The 16,232-nt window shown below is 35.9% G+C and carries 16 protein-coding genes; 6 read left to right on the plus strand and 10 right to left on the minus strand.

Annotation, left to right across the window (positions count from 1 at the left end; all coding sequences use genetic code 11):
* The first annotated feature begins 99 nt into the window (after nucleotides 1-99).
* Nucleotides 100-1,161 carry a PA0069 family radical SAM protein gene (locus tag B9Y84_RS19530; RefSeq protein ID WP_085519091.1) on the plus strand — a complete coding sequence of 354 codons (1,062 nt, stop codon included), beginning with the start codon at nucleotides 100-102 and terminating at the stop codon, nucleotides 1,159-1,161.
* Nucleotides 1,162-1,228: 67 nt separating this feature from the next.
* Here the strand turns inward: B9Y84_RS19530 and cysN are convergent, their stop codons facing one another.
* From cysN to cysC, 4 genes are all read right to left on the minus strand, one after another.
* On the minus strand, nucleotides 1,229-2,521 hold the full coding sequence (gene cysN, locus B9Y84_RS19535) for a sulfate adenylyltransferase subunit CysN (protein WP_085519092.1): 1,293 nt from the start codon (nucleotides 2,519-2,521) through the stop codon (nucleotides 1,229-1,231).
* A gap of 108 nt (nucleotides 2,522-2,629) precedes the next feature.
* Nucleotides 2,630-2,923 carry a four helix bundle protein gene (locus B9Y84_RS19540; RefSeq protein WP_085519093.1) on the minus strand — a complete coding sequence of 98 codons (294 nt, stop codon included), beginning with the start codon at nucleotides 2,921-2,923 and terminating at the stop codon, nucleotides 2,630-2,632.
* Between the two features lie 32 nt (nucleotides 2,924-2,955).
* A complete protein-coding gene (gene cysD, locus B9Y84_RS19545; RefSeq protein ID WP_085519094.1) occupies nucleotides 2,956-3,861 on the minus strand; it encodes a sulfate adenylyltransferase subunit CysD in 906 nt (301 codons plus the stop codon).
* 54 nt (nucleotides 3,862-3,915) lie between these two features.
* Nucleotides 3,916-4,506: an adenylyl-sulfate kinase gene (gene cysC / locus B9Y84_RS19550; protein WP_085519095.1), complete on the minus strand. Its 591-nt coding sequence runs from the start codon at nucleotides 4,504-4,506 to the stop codon at nucleotides 3,916-3,918.
* A 124-nt stretch (nucleotides 4,507-4,630) separates the two neighbouring features.
* On the opposite strand from cysC, the gene cysQ reads away from it, so the two are divergent.
* Nucleotides 4,631-5,458, plus strand: coding sequence for a 3'(2'),5'-bisphosphate nucleotidase CysQ (cysQ, locus tag B9Y84_RS19555; protein WP_245830897.1), 828 nt, complete (start codon nucleotides 4,631-4,633; stop codon nucleotides 5,456-5,458).
* A 229-nt stretch (nucleotides 5,459-5,687) separates the two neighbouring features.
* Here cysQ and B9Y84_RS19560 read toward each other — a convergent pair whose 3' ends face one another.
* The 5 genes from B9Y84_RS19560 to B9Y84_RS19580 form a co-directional block, all read right to left on the minus strand.
* Nucleotides 5,688-5,909, minus strand: a complete 222-nt coding sequence (locus tag B9Y84_RS19560; RefSeq protein ID WP_085519096.1) for a helix-turn-helix domain-containing protein — start codon at nucleotides 5,907-5,909, stop codon at nucleotides 5,688-5,690.
* Nucleotides 5,910-5,912: 3 nt separating this feature from the next.
* Nucleotides 5,913-6,437 (minus strand): DUF2975 domain-containing protein, encoded by a 525-nt coding sequence (locus B9Y84_RS19565; protein ID WP_085519097.1) that lies wholly within the window; start codon nucleotides 6,435-6,437, stop codon nucleotides 5,913-5,915.
* Between the two features lie 52 nt (nucleotides 6,438-6,489).
* Nucleotides 6,490-6,987, minus strand: a complete 498-nt coding sequence (locus B9Y84_RS19570) for a YceI family protein (protein WP_176223852.1) — start codon at nucleotides 6,985-6,987, stop codon at nucleotides 6,490-6,492.
* Between the two features lie 179 nt (nucleotides 6,988-7,166).
* Nucleotides 7,167-8,456, minus strand: coding sequence for a hypothetical protein (locus B9Y84_RS19575; RefSeq protein WP_085519099.1), 1,290 nt, complete (start codon nucleotides 8,454-8,456; stop codon nucleotides 7,167-7,169).
* Between the two features lie 30 nt (nucleotides 8,457-8,486).
* Nucleotides 8,487-9,044, minus strand: coding sequence for a YceI family protein (locus B9Y84_RS19580; RefSeq protein WP_176223853.1), 558 nt, complete (start codon nucleotides 9,042-9,044; stop codon nucleotides 8,487-8,489).
* 253 nt (nucleotides 9,045-9,297) lie between these two features.
* Between B9Y84_RS19580 and B9Y84_RS19585 the strand changes: the two genes are divergently transcribed.
* The 4 genes from B9Y84_RS19585 to B9Y84_RS19600 all read left to right on the plus strand — a co-directional run bounded on the left by B9Y84_RS19585 (nucleotide 9,298) and on the right by B9Y84_RS19600 (nucleotide 14,274).
* A complete protein-coding gene (locus tag B9Y84_RS19585) occupies nucleotides 9,298-10,692 on the plus strand; it encodes a GAF domain-containing protein (RefSeq protein WP_085519101.1) in 1,395 nt (464 codons plus the stop codon).
* Nucleotides 10,693-10,801: 109 nt separating this feature from the next.
* On the plus strand, nucleotides 10,802-11,731 hold the full coding sequence (locus B9Y84_RS19590; RefSeq protein ID WP_085519102.1) for an ABC transporter ATP-binding protein: 930 nt from the start codon (nucleotides 10,802-10,804) through the stop codon (nucleotides 11,729-11,731).
* Between the two features lie 17 nt (nucleotides 11,732-11,748).
* Nucleotides 11,749-13,074, plus strand: coding sequence for an ABC transporter permease (locus B9Y84_RS19595; RefSeq protein WP_085519103.1), 1,326 nt, complete (start codon nucleotides 11,749-11,751; stop codon nucleotides 13,072-13,074).
* A gap of 201 nt (nucleotides 13,075-13,275) precedes the next feature.
* Entirely contained in the window at nucleotides 13,276-14,274 is a 999-nt protein-coding gene (locus B9Y84_RS19600) for an endonuclease/exonuclease/phosphatase family protein (protein WP_221406438.1), read from the plus strand.
* A 128-nt stretch (nucleotides 14,275-14,402) separates the two neighbouring features.
* On the opposite strand, the gene alr is transcribed toward B9Y84_RS19600, so the two are convergent.
* The coding region (gene alr / locus B9Y84_RS19605; protein WP_085519104.1) for an alanine racemase at nucleotides 14,403-16,232 on the minus strand (1,830 nt) is incomplete at its 5' end.

Below are 16,232 nucleotides of genomic sequence, written 5' to 3' on the forward strand. Positions count from 1 at the left end.
ATTTAATGCCTTAAGTTACGATGCTATTCTCTTTTTTTGAGAAAATAGTTATGATTTTATTTTTAGTAAAAAACTAAAAAAGTTAGTAATTTAGCTACTGTGAAATCAGAACAAACTATAAGAGGCCGTGGAGCACAAAAACATTTACCTAATTCATTTTCTAAGCAAGAATTTACAATGGAGTGGGATGAAGGGATTGACGAATATACCCATTTAGACAAACCCACTACACAGATATTTTATGAGAACCCAAAAAAGCTCATCAATAAAATAAGTAGTCCAGATGTGGGAATGGAATATTCTATCAATCCTTATCAGGGCTGTGAGCACGGTTGCGTTTACTGCTATGCTCGTAATTCACACGAATATTGGGGACTGGATGCAGGATTAGATTTTGAATCAAAGATAATTGTCAAAAAGAATGCCTCTAATTTACTAGAAGGAGAGTTATTAAACTCGAATTGGAAGGTAAAACCTATTGTTCTTTCGGGTAATACGGATTGTTATCAGCCATTAGAAAAAAAGCTTAGAATTACTCGTGGTCTTTTGAAGGTGATGGCTAAATACCGTCATCCTGTTGGCATCATCACTAAAAATGTAGGTTTTTTGGAAGATTTAGAGCTATTGGAGGATTTAGCAAAAGATAATTTAGTGCGAGTAGTCCTGTCTATTACTTCTTTAGATGAAAAATTACGTTCAAGATTGGAGCCAAGAACAGCTTCTTCTAAGAAAAAATTAGAAGCTATTAAGATACTGAGTGAAAAGGGAGTTCCTGTTTCGATTATGACTGCGCCTATTATACCTGGTCTAAATCACAGTGAGATTCCTGAAATCATAAAAATAGCATCTGAACATGGAGCTATTGATGCGGGTTACTCGGTAGTTCGATTAAATGGGAGAGTAGCAGAGATTTTCAAGGGATGGCTAGAGAATCATTATCCAAATCGATCTCAAAAAGTCTGGCATCAGATTGAAAATCTCCATCAAGGCCAAGTAAATGATTCCAACTGGGGTCAAAGAATGAAAGGAAATGGTGCAGAGGCCGATGTGATAAAGCAGTTATTTCATCTGGCTAGGAATCGGTATATGAACGGAGGAAAAAGAATAACCTTAAATACCTCAAAATTTCGAAGAAATGGTAATTATGCTTTAGATCTTTAACAGCATGATGGAATAAAGGAGAAACCCTTTCCCGAGCTGTTGCCTTAGGAAAAGGGTTTAGATCTACTTAGATGATCATTCCAGCGCCTACTGTCTGTTGACTGAATTCATCGATTATAATTAATGATCCAGTGTTTCTGTTTTTTCTGTAAGCATCGTACAATAGCGGTTTTGCGGTTTTTAATGTAATTCTGGCAATGTCATTTGCTCCTACTTCCTTGTCTTGCTCTTGCTTTTCAAGTGTATTGACATTCACTTTGTATTTCACTTCTTTAATGATTGCTCTTGTTTCATTAGTAGTGTGCTTAATGGTATACTTACCACCAAGCTTTAACGGATCAATATTTAACCAACAAACCATCAATTCAATGTCCTGACCTTTCGTTGGTTGATTATTAATTTTCGCTAGCATATCGCCACGGCTGATATCAATTTCGTCTTCTAAAGTCATAGCGACAGACATTGGTGGAAATGCTTCTTGCAATTCACCATCCATGGTTTCTATGGTCTTAATTCTGCTAGTAAATCCAGAAGGCAGCACTACAACTTCTTCTCCCTTTCTAAAAATTCCACCACTGACTAAGCCAGCATATCCTCGGAAATCGGGATGTTCTTTAGATTGTGGACGAATTACCCACTGAACCGGAAACCTTCCATCGATTAAGTCTCTGTCGGACGCCACTTGGACATTTTCCAAGGTCCAAAGTAGAGAAGGGCCTTTATACCAATCCATATTTTCAGATTTATCCACTACATTATCACCATTTAAGGCTGAGATAGGAATAAATCTGATATCTGGTATCTCTAATTTGGCATCAAAGCTTAGATAGTCTTTTTTGATTTGTTCGAATACTTCTTCTTTGTAGTCGACCAAATCCATTTTATTAATGCAAACAATCACATGCTTTATTTGTAAAAGGGATGCAATAAAAGAGTGTCTTTTAGTTTGCTCAATTACTCCTTTTCTGGCATCGATTAAAATAATAGCCAAATTCACATTAGAAGCACCGGTAACCATATTCCGGGTGTATTGCACATGGCCAGGAGTATCGGCGATAATGAATTTTCTCTTTGGGGTCGCAAAATAGCGGTAGGCTACGTCAATAGTGATGCCTTGCTCACGCTCAGCTTTCAAGCCATCAGTTAATAAGGCAAGATTTACATGCTCGTCACCACGGCTTTTACTTGATTTTTCTACGGCCTCAATCTGATCTTCAAAGATTGATTTAGTATCGTACATCAATCGGCCAATCAACGTGCTTTTTCCATCATCTACACTTCCGGCAGTGGAAAAACGCAATAAGTCCATGTCCAAATATCCTGCTGTATCTGTTTTATTATATTCTTCTGTGTCTCGCATATTTTTTAATTTAGAGTTGAAATATGAATCTTGAAAGCTAAAACGCGCATTGTTCTAATTTTTATGCTTTTTGGCAATGGATGTGAAAATTGCAGTCAATTCATTAGCTTAATTTCTTAATTTCAACAGCTTTTCTTTATTATTAATACTTATTTCTTCGAGTAATTCAATCCAAAAGCCAGATTCATCAGCTTCTTCAATTACAATTCCTATTTTTGCTACAAATTCTTTTCTGCTTCTTCCCCTATAGGCAGCTCTGGTATTCGCTCCTACAGAGGTCGCTGATCTTAAGAGTTGTCTGCCTATTGTCTGAAATTCTGTACTTTTAGGTGATAATTTGTATAGGTGAATAATATCGAGTGAAAACTTTTTCGTTCTTATTTTTAGGTCTTGGTTATCCATTTATTTCAGCTTTCACATTTCAACTTTCTTCTCTAAAAGTATCCTTGCCTCTTTCTTTCTTCCATAGCGGCTTCAGATCTTTTGTCATCGGCTCTTCCACCTCTTTCAGTTTGTCTTGCTGCTGCTACTTCTTCTATGATTTTATCCAAATTATCAGCTTCAGATTCTACGGCACCCGTAATGGTCATACAACCTAGTGTTCTGTAACGAATGGTTTTTTCTTCATAGTTCTCACCGTCTAAGAGGGTGTTATAAGGAGATTTGGCAATCAAAACTCCATTTCTTTTAACTACTTCTCTTTGATGAGAGAAATAGATACTAGGTAAAGCAATTTTTTCTTTTTTGATGTATTGCCAAACGTCCATTTCAGTCCAGTTACTGATCGGAAAAATTCTGAAAGATTCACCTGGTGCCTTTTTTCCGTTGTATAAATTCCATAATTCAGGTCTTTGGTTTTTAGGATCCCACTGACCGAAATCATCTCTGTGAGAGAAGAATCTTTCTTTTGCTCTGGCTTTTTCCTCATCTCTTCTACCGCCACCGAAAGCAGCATCATATTGGCCTTCTTCCAGCTTCTCTAAAAGAGTAATGGATTGCAGTGTATTTCTGCTCGGGTTTACCCCTTTTTCTTCTGCAGCAGTTCCTTTATCAATTGAATCTTGAACCAGTCCTACATCTAAATTCACTTTATATCTTTCTGCCAAATTATCACGAAATTCTAAAGCTTCAGGGAAGTTGTGACCAGTATCTATATGCAATAATGGGAAGGGGATTTTTGCAGGCCAAAAGGCTTTTTGTGCTAAATGCACCATGGTGATGGAATCTTTACCTCCAGAAAATAGAATAACCGGCTTTTCAAATTGAGCCGCTACTTCTCGGAAAATGTAAATAGCTTCGGATTCTAATTGGTCTAAATGTGATAAATTGTAAGATGACATATAATATATATTCTAATATTTTAATTTCTTAAATTATGACCTAGGAGGTGCTTTTCAATACTTTATTTTTTCAATAATGGCTTTTACCAATGTTTGGTGACTTTCCTCTAAGGTTTGATGTGCAGTATCAATTGCAACATCAGGGTTTTTCGGCACATCAAAAGGTGCACTTATTCCAGTAAAATTGGGAATTTCCCCCTTTCTGGCCTTGGCATAAAGTCCTTTCACATCTCTTTTTTCGCAAACCTCTACTGGACAATCAACATAAACCTCCACATATCCCTCACCAACTACTTCTTTTGCTATTTTTCGGATTTCATCCGTTGGACTAATAAATGAACAAATGGTAACCAAGCCTGCATTCATAAACAGTTTGGCAGTTTCCGCTGCCCTTCTAATATTTTCTGTTCGATCCTCAGGACTAAAACCTAAATTATTATTAATGCCTGTTCGCATATTGTCACCATCGAGCAATTGTGTTAGAAAGCCCTCTTTATGGAGACTATTTTCTAAAGCCCTGGCCAAGGTGCTTTTTCCCGAACCAGATAAGCCCACCATCCAAATCACGATGGACTTTTGCTTGAGCATATTTTCTTTATCGGAACGGCTCAAGATGGTATCGAATATCGGATAAATATTTTCCAAATTAATATAATTTTTGGCAAAGTTAATAGGATAAAATTATACTAATAAGCATTTGTTGCGTAATTTTATGCTTCTCCAAAAATATTTAAAGTCTATTGGGTTTGTAGGCTAATAGAGACCGATTTTGGTAGAAAAAAAATTTAGTGAATTCCGATTCGGAATTGAAAATCAAGAAGTTTACAGTATGAAAATTGAAAATTTAGTAGAAGAGATAAAATATATTGCCCAAAACGCAGGAGCGGCCATCATGAAAATATATACTGATGAAGCTCTAAGCCAAGTGGTAGACTATAAGGCAGACGATAGCCCATTAACCCTAGCAGACGAAGCAGCAGATAAGGTAATTAAGAAAGGCTTAGAGGAACTTTCAATTCAATATCCAATTCTATCTGAAGAGGGTAAAAAAATGTCTTATGAGGAAAGAAAAAACTGGCATACATTCTGGTTGGTAGATCCTTTAGATGGCACTAAAGAATTTATCAAAAGAAATGGACAGTTTACTGTAAACATCGCGCTTATCAAAGATAATTATCCCATGATGGGGGTGATTTATGTGCCCGCTACTGACACTTTCTACTACGGAAGTGAGTTAGGCGCTTTTAAAGAAGCTAGCGGAGAGAAGACAGCACTAAGAGTCAATCAGAAATCTACGGATAGAATTGCAGTAAGAAGTGCGTCTCATGCATCACCTGAAGAAGATGAATTATTGGCGAAATATAATGTTACAGACAGCATTTCTAAAGGAAGCTCTTTAAAATTCTGCATGGTTGCTGAGGGAAAAGCGGACATCTACTATCGTCACGGCCCGACTATGGAATGGGATACTGGTGCCGGTCAAGCCATTTTGGAATCGGCAGGAGGAAAAATATTTAAAGGAAATACTGAAACAGAGCGTTTTGATTATAATAAAGAGAATTTATTGAACGGGAGCTTTTTGTGTTTGGGGTTTTAATCTTTTAGAATCTAGCGTCTAGAAACTTGATTCTAGACGCTACTATTATATCATATATTTTCATGCAATATTTCATTTGTACTGAGCAATTCAGCTTATCATAAGCTGTTGCTATGGCAATGAAGATAGCACACTTTAGCTTTTTTCTTATAGACGTTTTGAAGCGATTTCAAATACTAATCAAATCAAGCTTCCAACACAAAGTCCGATTACTAAGAATAACTAAGTTCTATTTTCTAGGTTCTAAATTCTGAACGTATTCCAATAAATCACCTGGCTGGCAATCTAATGCTTTACAAATAGCTTCTAAAGTAGAAAATCGTACGGCTTTAGCTTTACCTGTTTTTAAAATGGATAAGTTGGCGACCGTCACCCCAATTTTATCAGCTAGTACTTTGGATTGCATTTTACGCTTGGCCAGCATTACGTCTATATTTACAATTATTGGCATGGTTTAAACGGTTAATTCATTTTCTTCTAATAATCTGTGGCCCTCTTTAAAAACTTCAGCTAAAATAATCGCACCAAAAGCCATGAATAAGTAGTTAAACTCAATTGCGAGTCCAATTCTGCCAGGACTTAACTTTAATAATTGCAGAAAAAAAAGTATGACTGCCAATTGACTTACTTTATCGAATGCTTCTATATTTAAATCGGTAAATGTCTTTTTTCTACCTATGTTTCTGATAATATCTATTCCATAGCCTAAAATGCTAAAAAGAAGTGCTAAAGTACTAAGGCTTTGAACAATTAGTAAAAAGGATAACCAATGTTGACTTTCAGGGAACTCCTGAATTTGTAGCCCACTCTTACTATTATAAATTAAGCTTTGGAAATCAGATGTTATTTCTTGCATTGGCAAATCATTGATAAAAAAGCCAACAACAATCAAAACATGAATTGCTGCAAATAAAGAAATGAGGATTCTCAGAATTTGCATGCTGATTAAACTACCAGATAAGATAATATTCTTTTTCATAGTTTCACTAATAAATATCGTGAAACTATATAAAATTATTGATAAACAACAATCAGTTATCTAAAATATTCATATTTATCCCGAATTCTACTTCGATATTTTCATTAACTTTCACCATCCCGAAGAACTTTTCGGGTGCTACCAAGCCAAAATCTGTAATGCATAATTCCATTGTGGCGCTAGTCACCAACTGATTATTATGTAGGCTATTGTGGAGGTTTACTTTGTAAGACTGTTTTTCACCAGCCATCTCAATCATGACATGTGCGATCTTATTATTAGTGATTTTTTGCAATTGAAAAATGATAAAAGGATAGTCCTCATATTCCAATAAATCATGCAAATCTTCTGTCATTTGTGAGTTTGGGCATTTGAAACTAAGTACCTTGAGGAAAAGTGCTTCATGTTCAATTTCAATAGATTCCCCATTTTTACTTAGCTGAACTTCAAATTCTTCTGCAGGTAAGCTTGCATTATAGCTGCAATTAAAGCTATTGACATTTGTGGTTCCGTGGATTTCTACAAAAGAATTGTGGGAATTAATTTTCACTAGTTTTTTTTCTGACTGACCATAAGCATTTGAAAAACTAAAGCATATAATGAATATAATATGTAAAGCAGGAACCCTCATCATTACTGTATTAAGAAGTTAAATTACATATACTTTGTGATAAAAGAAAAGCGATGAAGCATTGCTCCATCGCCCTCAACTAAACAAGATGCATCAAATTAGAAACTAATAGCAGCTTCAATCATTACACCTTTGAATTCTGCTCCCGCAAATCTTCCTGTCCAAGCGTCACCATTATATTGTTGGTTTACATATTCGACCTTTGTAATGATGTTGTCAGTTAAGAACCAACCACCACCAATATTAAATCGGCTAATATTCATATCTTCTGGTGCGGCTTCTGCCATTTTACCATTTACAGTGTTATAACGTCCACCAAGGTAATATCTTTCATTAGCACCAAATCTGTAGACTGCTTCACCTGCGATTTGAGTCATAGCGCCATCGCCTTCATTCAATCCGCTAGCTACTTCATAGATCCCAAAGAACTCAAATCCACCAGCTTTAATAAATGGATTGATTTGTATTGCAGAGATTTTAGTAAATCTAGCGTTGAATCGGCCATCAAAATCGCTTCCTTGAGAAGCAACACCAAGGTCTTCATTACCTACTGTGTGCAATACTTGGTAGTATCTAGAGCCACCTCGGTCACCACCGTATAACCAAGTTCCTGTGCTTGTCCCAGTATTTACATACCAGCTACCAGTTAATCGAGCTCTGAAATCATCACTAATTTGCTTATCGAATCCTAATTTAGTGTAGAAAGATAATTTGTTATCATTTCCAGAAGTTACACTTTGGTTCAATTTACCATTGGTTACCCCAACTACTGCCAACAATCCATTGTTTTGAACCGTTACCTCACCGAATGCTTCAGTAGAGAATGCATCCATAATATAGTTTCCTACAAAAGGATTGTAAATTGCTCTTGCATTGTCAGTTCTTCTAAAGTGTGCGTCACCATAATTGAACTCATCCAAACCAACCGTTAATGTGGTGTATTTCATTAAACCTTCCATAAAACCTTCGCTAATGAAGTCTAATTTATCAATTTGTAAGTGACCACCTTTTACCCATGCTTCTGCGTGGTGACGAGCAGATAGATATGTACGTAAATGTAATCTCACACCATCATACATCTGAACATCTAAATTTAAGTTTGCTGTTGGCAAGTTCATATTGCTATTCAACTCTTTCAATTCTAGACCTGAACCAGCGGCAGCGTCATTGCTTTGGCTTAAGCCTTGAAATTGCATGGCGAAATCGCCCCCAACTCGTACTTTTATTCCTTCATAATCTACTGTATCAGCTTTTGAAGTCTCAAATACATTCAAACCGGGTTGACCCACTGGTCTGAAAAACTGCAAGTTTCTGCTGTCCTGTGCGAAAAGCACTTGCGCAAATCCCATTAACAGGGCAATCATTGTGAATCTTAAAAACGTTTTCATGGTTTTTTATGTTTAAATTGTTGTTTTGATTTATTTATATTGTGCGTTAAATTTTATCGTTACTTCATCTCCAGTTTTGATGGTTCCAAACACCGCAGTAGGAGGGTCTATTTCGAAAACAGACATTTTGAAAGTAATATCTCCACTAAATGCTATTCCATTGCTTGCATCAGCTTTTACATTCATGTTGACTATCTTGGTTACGCCTCCTATGGTTAGCGCTCCTTTGGTACTCATTGTGGTAATGTTTCCCTCTATACTAACATTGTCCATTGAACGGAACTGGTATTTTATTATAGGATGATCTTCTGCTTTCAAAGCCTCGTAAGTGTTGTCGTCCATTGCAGATTTTCCACTTTTTAAACTTTCGACTGCGACATTGAAGCTTAAACTGTTGATGCTTTGTAAGGCATTGTTTTCAATTTTTAAATCTGCCTTACCATCGAATTGCTCCGCTTCAATTGTCCAATCATGAACTGTTGAAGTTCCATCAATGCTTAGTTTAGTATTACTTTCGTTTACTGTTAATTGCTGTGCATACACCAAGGGTGCAAAAAACAGCATCATTATGATCATTAAATTTCTCATAGCTTTTGACTTTTTTATTATGATGTAAAGGTGGCAGGTAAAAGCTAGAGATACTATGACGTAGGTCATGGAAAAGTATGATTAAATGCCTCCAGGTATTTTTAAGGCTGTTTTCATTGTTATTCTGCCTTAAGTAATAGCAAGCAACTATTTTATCTGAGGAAAAATATATCAGAGAAGAAAAAAATTAACCAGCATTTATTATAGTTTTACATTATGTGTTTCAAAATCATTTTATAAGTCATTTTTCAAAATGGGACTATTTTCAAATATCATTGAGTTCGGAATGAATGGGGATCTCTCAGATTCTGTCAAAACAAAAATTCGCTTAGGGAATATTTTAAATGTCACCCTCATCATTATTATCAGTTTTTATGCTATCATATCTGGCTTAGTGATTCCAGAAGTCCTACCTTATTGTTTATATGGATTGGCAGCGTATTTACTAATTCTATTGATCTCATATTTCGGCCTTAATTTATTGAGTAGATTTTTGATGGCCATTATGCCTGCTCTAGTAATTGGAATGTTACATGCGGTAATCATGCAAGAAGGAGACTCAGTTATAAAAGAAGTATATGCTTTCCAAATTGTGGGATCATTGCTGGCTTTTAGTTTATTTGATAATAAGAGAGTACAGTTTTGGCTTCCTGCTTTTATTATATCCGTTATCCCCCTTATTTCTATCTATCAGCTGAATGATTATTTTGATATTGCATTTGATAATTCGACTTTTCAACAAGCGTGGATTAGAAATACTGTACTTTTTGGAGCGCTGCTTTTAGGTGGTTTCCTATTCATTTTTTTACAAAGGCTGAATCAAAAGGAATTTAATAAGGCTATGGACTTAACAAATCAATTTGCTGAAGAAAATAAAAGAGCAACTGAAAAAGAGAAAGAGTTGGAAGAGTCTCTCGGCAAATTAGAAAAGGCCCAACAAGAGGAAAAGAAAAGAGCTTGGGCTACAAAGGGGTTGGCAGAGATTGGGTCTATTTTAAGAGGAGAAGAAGATTTGAAAGTGCTTACAGAAAAAATCATTGCATTTGTGGTTAAATATTTGGATGCTAATCAAGGTGCGCTATTCTTATTAGAAGACGAAAATAAAGAGGATTTGCATCTTGCATTAAAATCTGGATATGCATTTAACAGAAAAAAACATTTGAATAGAAAAGTGAATCTGGGGGAAGGTTTAGTAGGGCAATGTTATTTAGAGAAAGATTATATCTATCTAACCGAGGTGCCAGAAAATTACATAACCATTACCAGTGGGCTAGGAGATGCAAATCCAAGGTCTATCTTAATCACTCCTATGATTGTCAATGACGATGTTTATGGCATATTTGAAATCGCTTCCTTTAATACTTTTGAGCAATACCAGATAGAATTTATGCTTGAAATGGGTGAAAACATTGCGATGCAACTCAATAGCATTAAAACGAATGAAAAAACGAAGTATCTTTTGGCTGAAATGCAAGAGCAATCACAGCAGCTGCATTCACAGGAAGAGGAAATGAGGCAGAATATGGAAGAACTTCAAGCCACCCAAGAACAGCAGGAACGACAAGAAAGAGATCTTAGAGCGGAGCTGGATGTCGTTAAAAGAGAAAAGGAAAAGCTAGAAAGGGAAATTCAGGAATTAAAAAAATGATATTAATTAATGCAGGAAAACCATCCATCACAAAAAATGTACTATTAAAAGTTAGTTTATTGCAGTTTATAATTATTGGAATACATTTGTAAAAAAAATTATCATCAACGTGCACATACTTACAGCAAAGAACCTCAATAAGACATTCCATCAGAATGTTGCGCTCCATAATATAGATTTAGAAATTCCTAAGCAATCTATTTTTGGACTACTTGGACCAAACGGAGCAGGAAAAAGTACTTTCATTAGAATCGTAAATCAAATTATCAATGCTGATTCAGGTCAGATTCAGGTCAATGGAGAGAATTTAGCAGCAAAGCACATCGGAACTATTGGCTATTTACCTGAAGAAAGGGGCCTGTACAAGAAAATGAAAGTTGGAGACCAGCTTTTATACTTAGCTCAATTGAAAGGACTGTCCAAAAAAGAAGCTGTTCAAAAAATAAAAGCATGGTTAGAAAGATTTGAAGCTTCCGATTGGCTTAATAAGAAGATTGAAGATCTGTCAAAAGGTATGCAACAAAAAGTGCAGTTTATCTCTACCGTTATGCACGAACCGGAGCTGATTATATTGGATGAACCATTTTCTGGATTTGATCCCATTAATGCCAATTTAATTAAAGATGAGATCCTTCGATTGAGAGAAAAAGGAAGTACTATTATTTTTAGTACTCATCGAATGGAGTCTGTAGAAGAAATGTGTGATTACATAGCCTTAATCAATAAATCTGAAAAGATTTTGGATGGTGAAAAATCTAAAATAAAAAATGATTTTAAATCTAACCAATACACTTTAGTCCACAGAGGGAATGGAATCATTACGAACGATACTTTTAATCTGGAAAATAAGTCAGATTTGGGGGAAGGGCTACATCAATCTACACTGAAACTTTTGTCTGGAGCTTCTTCGAATCAATTATTGCAAGAATTGATCAATCAAAAAGTTGATATCGTTTCATTCCAAGAGGAAATTCCTTCGATTAATGACATTTTCATTCAGCTGGTACAAGGTGATAAACAAAACAAACCCACTTCATAACCTTAAAAAACGAACACATGAGTAAGATTGGCTTAGTAATTAAAAGGGAGTTTGATAGTAGAGTAAAAAAGAAGAGTTTTTTGCTGGCTACTATATTAGTACCTCTGTTGTTTCCGGCCATAATCGGAGGGATGATATATTTTGCAATTGAGGAATCCAAAAATGCAGAACAACAAAAAGTTTATGTTTTAGATGAAGCAGGAAGTTTCAATTTCGAAAATGATAAGAAGTATGCTTTTGAAGAATTGAACATTAACTTAGAGGAAGCCAAAACGATCTTTACCGAAAGTGAAGCATATGCGCTTTTGTATTTCCCAAAATTAGAATTAAGTGATCCTCAAGGCATAACCATGTACGCCAAAAAGAATCCAAGTTTACAGGCAAGTTCATATTTTGAAAATCAAATAGAATCTCAGATTCGAGATCAGAAATTAAAAGCCAGTGGCATAAATGAGGCAGAACTGGAAAGCCTAAAAACAAATATAAGCTTAAGTACTATCAATGTATCCGATTCTGGAGAGGAAAAAGCCAGCAGTGCAGGTGTTGCTTACGGCATTGCTTATGCCTTCAGTTTTTTGGTTTATATGTTTGTGCTGATTTATGGAAGTCAAATCATGCAAGGAGTAATTGAAGAGAAATCCAGTAAAATAGTGGAAATTATTGTCTCTTCAGTTAAGCCTTTCCAGCTAATGATAGGAAAAGTAGTAGGGGTTGCATCCGTTGGTTTATTGCAGTTTGTCATTTGGGTTGTATTAATTTTTGTGCTTTCATCAGCAGTTTTCAGTATGTTTGATTTAAATCCGGCTGATATGCAAAGTGCCCAGCAGAGCATGTCTGGCATGAATGGCAATAGCGAAACGCAAGCCATGATGGAGAATTCCAAAGTAGGGGAAATACTCAATATTGTTTATGATATTCCGTATGCCTATTATATATCCGTTTTCGCCTTTTTCTTTATTAGTGGATATTTATTATATGGTGCCTTGTTCGCAGCAGTGGGTTCCGCTGTTGATAACATTTCCGATGCCCAACAATTTACGATGCCAATTACAATGCCGATGATTATCGGGTTTTTGGGAACATTTATGTTTGTAATGCCTGAACCAGATGGTAATGTTAGTTTTTGGTTGTCCATCATTCCATTTACTGCTCCCGTTGCGATGATGGCAAGAGTAGCTTTTGGAGTGCCGGCTTGGGAGCTTGCTTTGAGTATGGGATTAATGGTCGTTGGATTTTTATTCACTATTTGGATGGCAGGCAGAATTTATAGGATCGGGATTTTGATGCATGGAACCAAAGTGAATTATAAGACTTTATTAAAATGGGTAAAAACTAATAGTTAGGGGGCGTAAGAATATCTGCCAATTTTTAAGTAGTTAAGATTTGGTGGATATTCGTTCTCGTCTACCAGTCAAGTCATACCTTGCTTAAAGGAAGAAAAGATTATTTTTGTCAACAGTCAACCAATAAACAACAATAATCCATTGCTAAATATTATACAAATAGCGATTTACATTTTAGGAGGTGTCTTGATTCTTGTCAGTATGCTTCCATTAATTCGTAATGACTATTGGACTTTTAGAGTCTTTGAATTTCCCAGAGCGCAAAAATGGGTACTGAATGCTGTTTTCTTAGTAGCTGCAATCATTTCATTTCCGTCAGATGCTTACTTTTCATTTGGATTTATCCTACTTCTTGTTGCAAATCAACTTTATCTAAGCTACCAAATTTATCCCTACTTGCCTTTTGCTAAAAAACAGATTGAATCTGTCAGCCTAAATGCTCAGCCAAATATTAAGTTATTAATTGCCAATGTTTTTCAAGATAACCGTGATTGGGAGAAACTGGCGAACACGGTCGCTCGAGAGCAGGCGGATGTTGTTTTGCTGGTAGAAACAAATAAATGGTGGAAGGATAAATGCTTGGATGCATTTGGAAATGACTATAAGTATCAGGTCTTGGAGCAGCGGGAAAACACTTATGGTATGCTATTATTTTCGAAGTTAGAATTGAAGAGCACCCAGATTCACTATTTTATTAAGGATGATCTTCCCTCAATAGAAACTAGTATTGTTTTGGATAATCGTTTGATTAAACTTTATGCAATTCATCCTGAGCCTCCTGTACCTTCAGAAAATCCAGAATCTACAGCTAGAGATGCAGAGATCTTGTTAGTTGGAGAAAGAACTAATGCAGATCAAGTCCCTACTATTGTTGCTGGAGACTTGAATGATGTTGCTTGGAGCTACACCACTGAATTATTTCTGAAAGTGAGCGGGCTCTTAGATCCAAGGAGAGGCAGAGGGTTCTTCAGTTCATTTCATGCTAAGCACTCTTTGGCTAGATGGCCGCTAGATCATGTGTTTTGCTCAGGCCATTTTCGACTGCAAAAAATGAAAAGGATGGAGAATATTGGTTCAGATCATTTCCCGATATTATTACAACTACATTTGGCGAAAACCGACAACGATAAAGAAGAGTTGGAGGTTACTGAGGAGGACAAAGAGCTTTCAAATGAAAAGATAGAAAACGGGAAAAATTAAAAATTCGATTTACGCTTTTGTTGACCTACCAAGAAGTGCTAGTGTCATTTCACAAGATCAAGAAAGCCCTTGGACTAGCAGTAATAAAAAAAGATTCCTAATCTAAATTTCCAATATAGGTAGTTTTTTCATTCAGTATAAAACACTCTTTTTACTCTTTCACTAATGTTCGTAAGTATTTCGTAAGGTATGGTATCAATAGCTTTGGCCATATCCGAAATGCTGGGGCTATTGCCTTCACCGAATACAACTACTTCATCACCTGCGCGGCAGCTGATATTCGTTACATCCACCATAGTCATGTCCATGCAGACATTTCCAATGACAGGTGCCAGTTTCCCATTTATCATAACATTTCCAATTCCTTGACTGAACTTTCGATTAAAGCCATCTGCATAGCCAATTGAGATAGTAGCTGTTTTAATATCCTCCATTGCTAATCCTTTTCTAGCATAGCCGATAGTTTCTCCTTTCTTGATATATTTAACTTGAGAAATGACCGTTTTTAAGGTAGAGACGGATTTCAATAGCCCAGAATGAAGACCTGTAGGGTCGACTCCATATAGGCCTATTCCTAATCTTACCATATCAAATTGATAATCTGGAAATCGGCTTATTCCCGGGCTATTCAGGAGATGTAGCAATGGCTTATACCCTATAAAACCGATAATTTCATCTGCTGATTTTTTGAAGGATAATGCTTGCTGAGCTGAAAATCCATTATGCGTTGCCTCATCGGATGCAGCAAGATGACTAAAAATAGACGCTACGTGCAACTGCGTATTTTGCTTTAATAAGGTTTTTAAAAGATCGATTTCTTGTGGTTCAAAACCCAATCTGTGCATTCCTGTATCCAGCTTCAGGTGGATATTTAGTGTTCCTGCATTATTTTTGGTGTAACTGGCATAATCTCTGAATATATTTTCACTATAAAGCTCTGGTTCAAGTCTGTATTGGTGTAGCAGTTCAAATGAACGTGGATCAGGATTCATTACCATAATTGGCAATTGAATCCCATGTTGACGCAAAACAACACCTTCATCAGCATATGCAACTGCCAAATAATCAACATTCTGAAACTCCAGCCAGTTAGCAATCTCATGGCTACTGCTGCCATAGGCAAAGGCTTTGACCATTACCATAGTTTTTACATTGGGTTTCAGCTTAGCGCGATAGAGGTTTAAATTATGGGTTATTTTGTTAAGGTCAATTTCCAAAATAGTGCCATGTATTTTTTGTTCCAAACGCTGGACAATTGCTTCAAAACCAAATTTTCGTGCTCCCTTTATTAATATTAAGGCCTCTTGGAAAGGGTGTTCTTTTTCAAATTTCAGAAAGGAAGAAGTGTCAGAAAAGATCAGTGTATCACTTTCATAAGTAGTCTCAAGTAATTTAATATGATCACCTATCCCAATCACTAAATCAATGTTTTCACTTGAAATTCTATCGGCAAGCTGTTGGTATAAAACTTCTGAGCTTAATCCTGTTTCAAGTAGATCTGATAAAATCAAAATCCTTTTTTGAAATTGCTTTTGTTGAGCGAAAAACTGAAGAGCAGTATCAAGTCCAACCAGATCATTGTTATAGGAATCATCTACCAAATAGGTGTTATTTTTACCTTTTTTGGTCTCTAGCCTCATTTTTAATGGCCTAATTTCTTTTAAAGCGCTTTGAATTATCTTAGTTGGAAAGCCCTCGTGAAGTAAAAGCAAAAGGCAATGCGTGATATTTTCTAAAGAGGCATAGTCTTTAAATGGCACTTGAAAGATATGGAATTGGTCATTAATAGGAATTCTAATAGCAGTCCCGTTTTCTCTTGCTTCAGTTTCAACGAAATAATTGGAAGTATTGTCTTCAAAAGACCAACCTATAAATTCTTTATCTTCCAAATTTTGCAAATTGTGCAAGGCATTTGAAATTTCAGGGAAGTCTTTACAGAAAATAATGGTGGAACAGCC

The organism is Marivirga sericea, assembly GCF_900177665.1.
GTDB classification, from domain to species: domain Bacteria; phylum Bacteroidota; class Bacteroidia; order Cytophagales; family Cyclobacteriaceae; genus Marivirga; species Marivirga sericea.

What these genes read in the sequence shown, in the direction of transcription:
- cysD (WP_085519094.1), bottom strand. Translation starts at nt 3,861, where the DNA reads ATGTCATCTTACAATTTATCACATTTAGACCAATTAGAATCCGAAGCT.
- B9Y84_RS19560 (WP_085519096.1), bottom strand. Translation starts at nt 5,909, where the DNA reads ATGCCAATAATTGTAAATATAGACGTAATGCTGGCCAAGCGTAAAATG.
- B9Y84_RS19580 (WP_176223853.1), bottom strand. Translation starts at nt 9,044, where the DNA reads ATGAGAAATTTAATGATCATAATGATGCTGTTTTTTGCACCCTTGGTG.
- B9Y84_RS19540 (WP_085519093.1), bottom strand. Translation starts at nt 2,923, where the DNA reads ATGGATAACCAAGACCTAAAAATAAGAACGAAAAAGTTTTCACTCGAT.
- B9Y84_RS19595 (WP_085519103.1), top strand. Translation starts at nt 11,749, where the DNA reads ATGAGTAAGATTGGCTTAGTAATTAAAAGGGAGTTTGATAGTAGAGTA.
- B9Y84_RS19565 (WP_085519097.1), bottom strand. Translation starts at nt 6,437, where the DNA reads ATGAAAAAGAATATTATCTTATCTGGTAGTTTAATCAGCATGCAAATT.
- B9Y84_RS19600 (WP_221406438.1), top strand. Translation starts at nt 13,276, where the DNA reads ATGCTTCCATTAATTCGTAATGACTATTGGACTTTTAGAGTCTTTGAA.
- cysN (WP_085519092.1), bottom strand. Translation starts at nt 2,521, where the DNA reads ATGCGAGACACAGAAGAATATAATAAAACAGATACAGCAGGATATTTG.
- B9Y84_RS19585 (WP_085519101.1), top strand. Translation starts at nt 9,298, where the DNA reads ATGGGACTATTTTCAAATATCATTGAGTTCGGAATGAATGGGGATCTC.
- B9Y84_RS19575 (WP_085519099.1), bottom strand. Translation starts at nt 8,456, where the DNA reads ATGAAAACGTTTTTAAGATTCACAATGATTGCCCTGTTAATGGGATTT.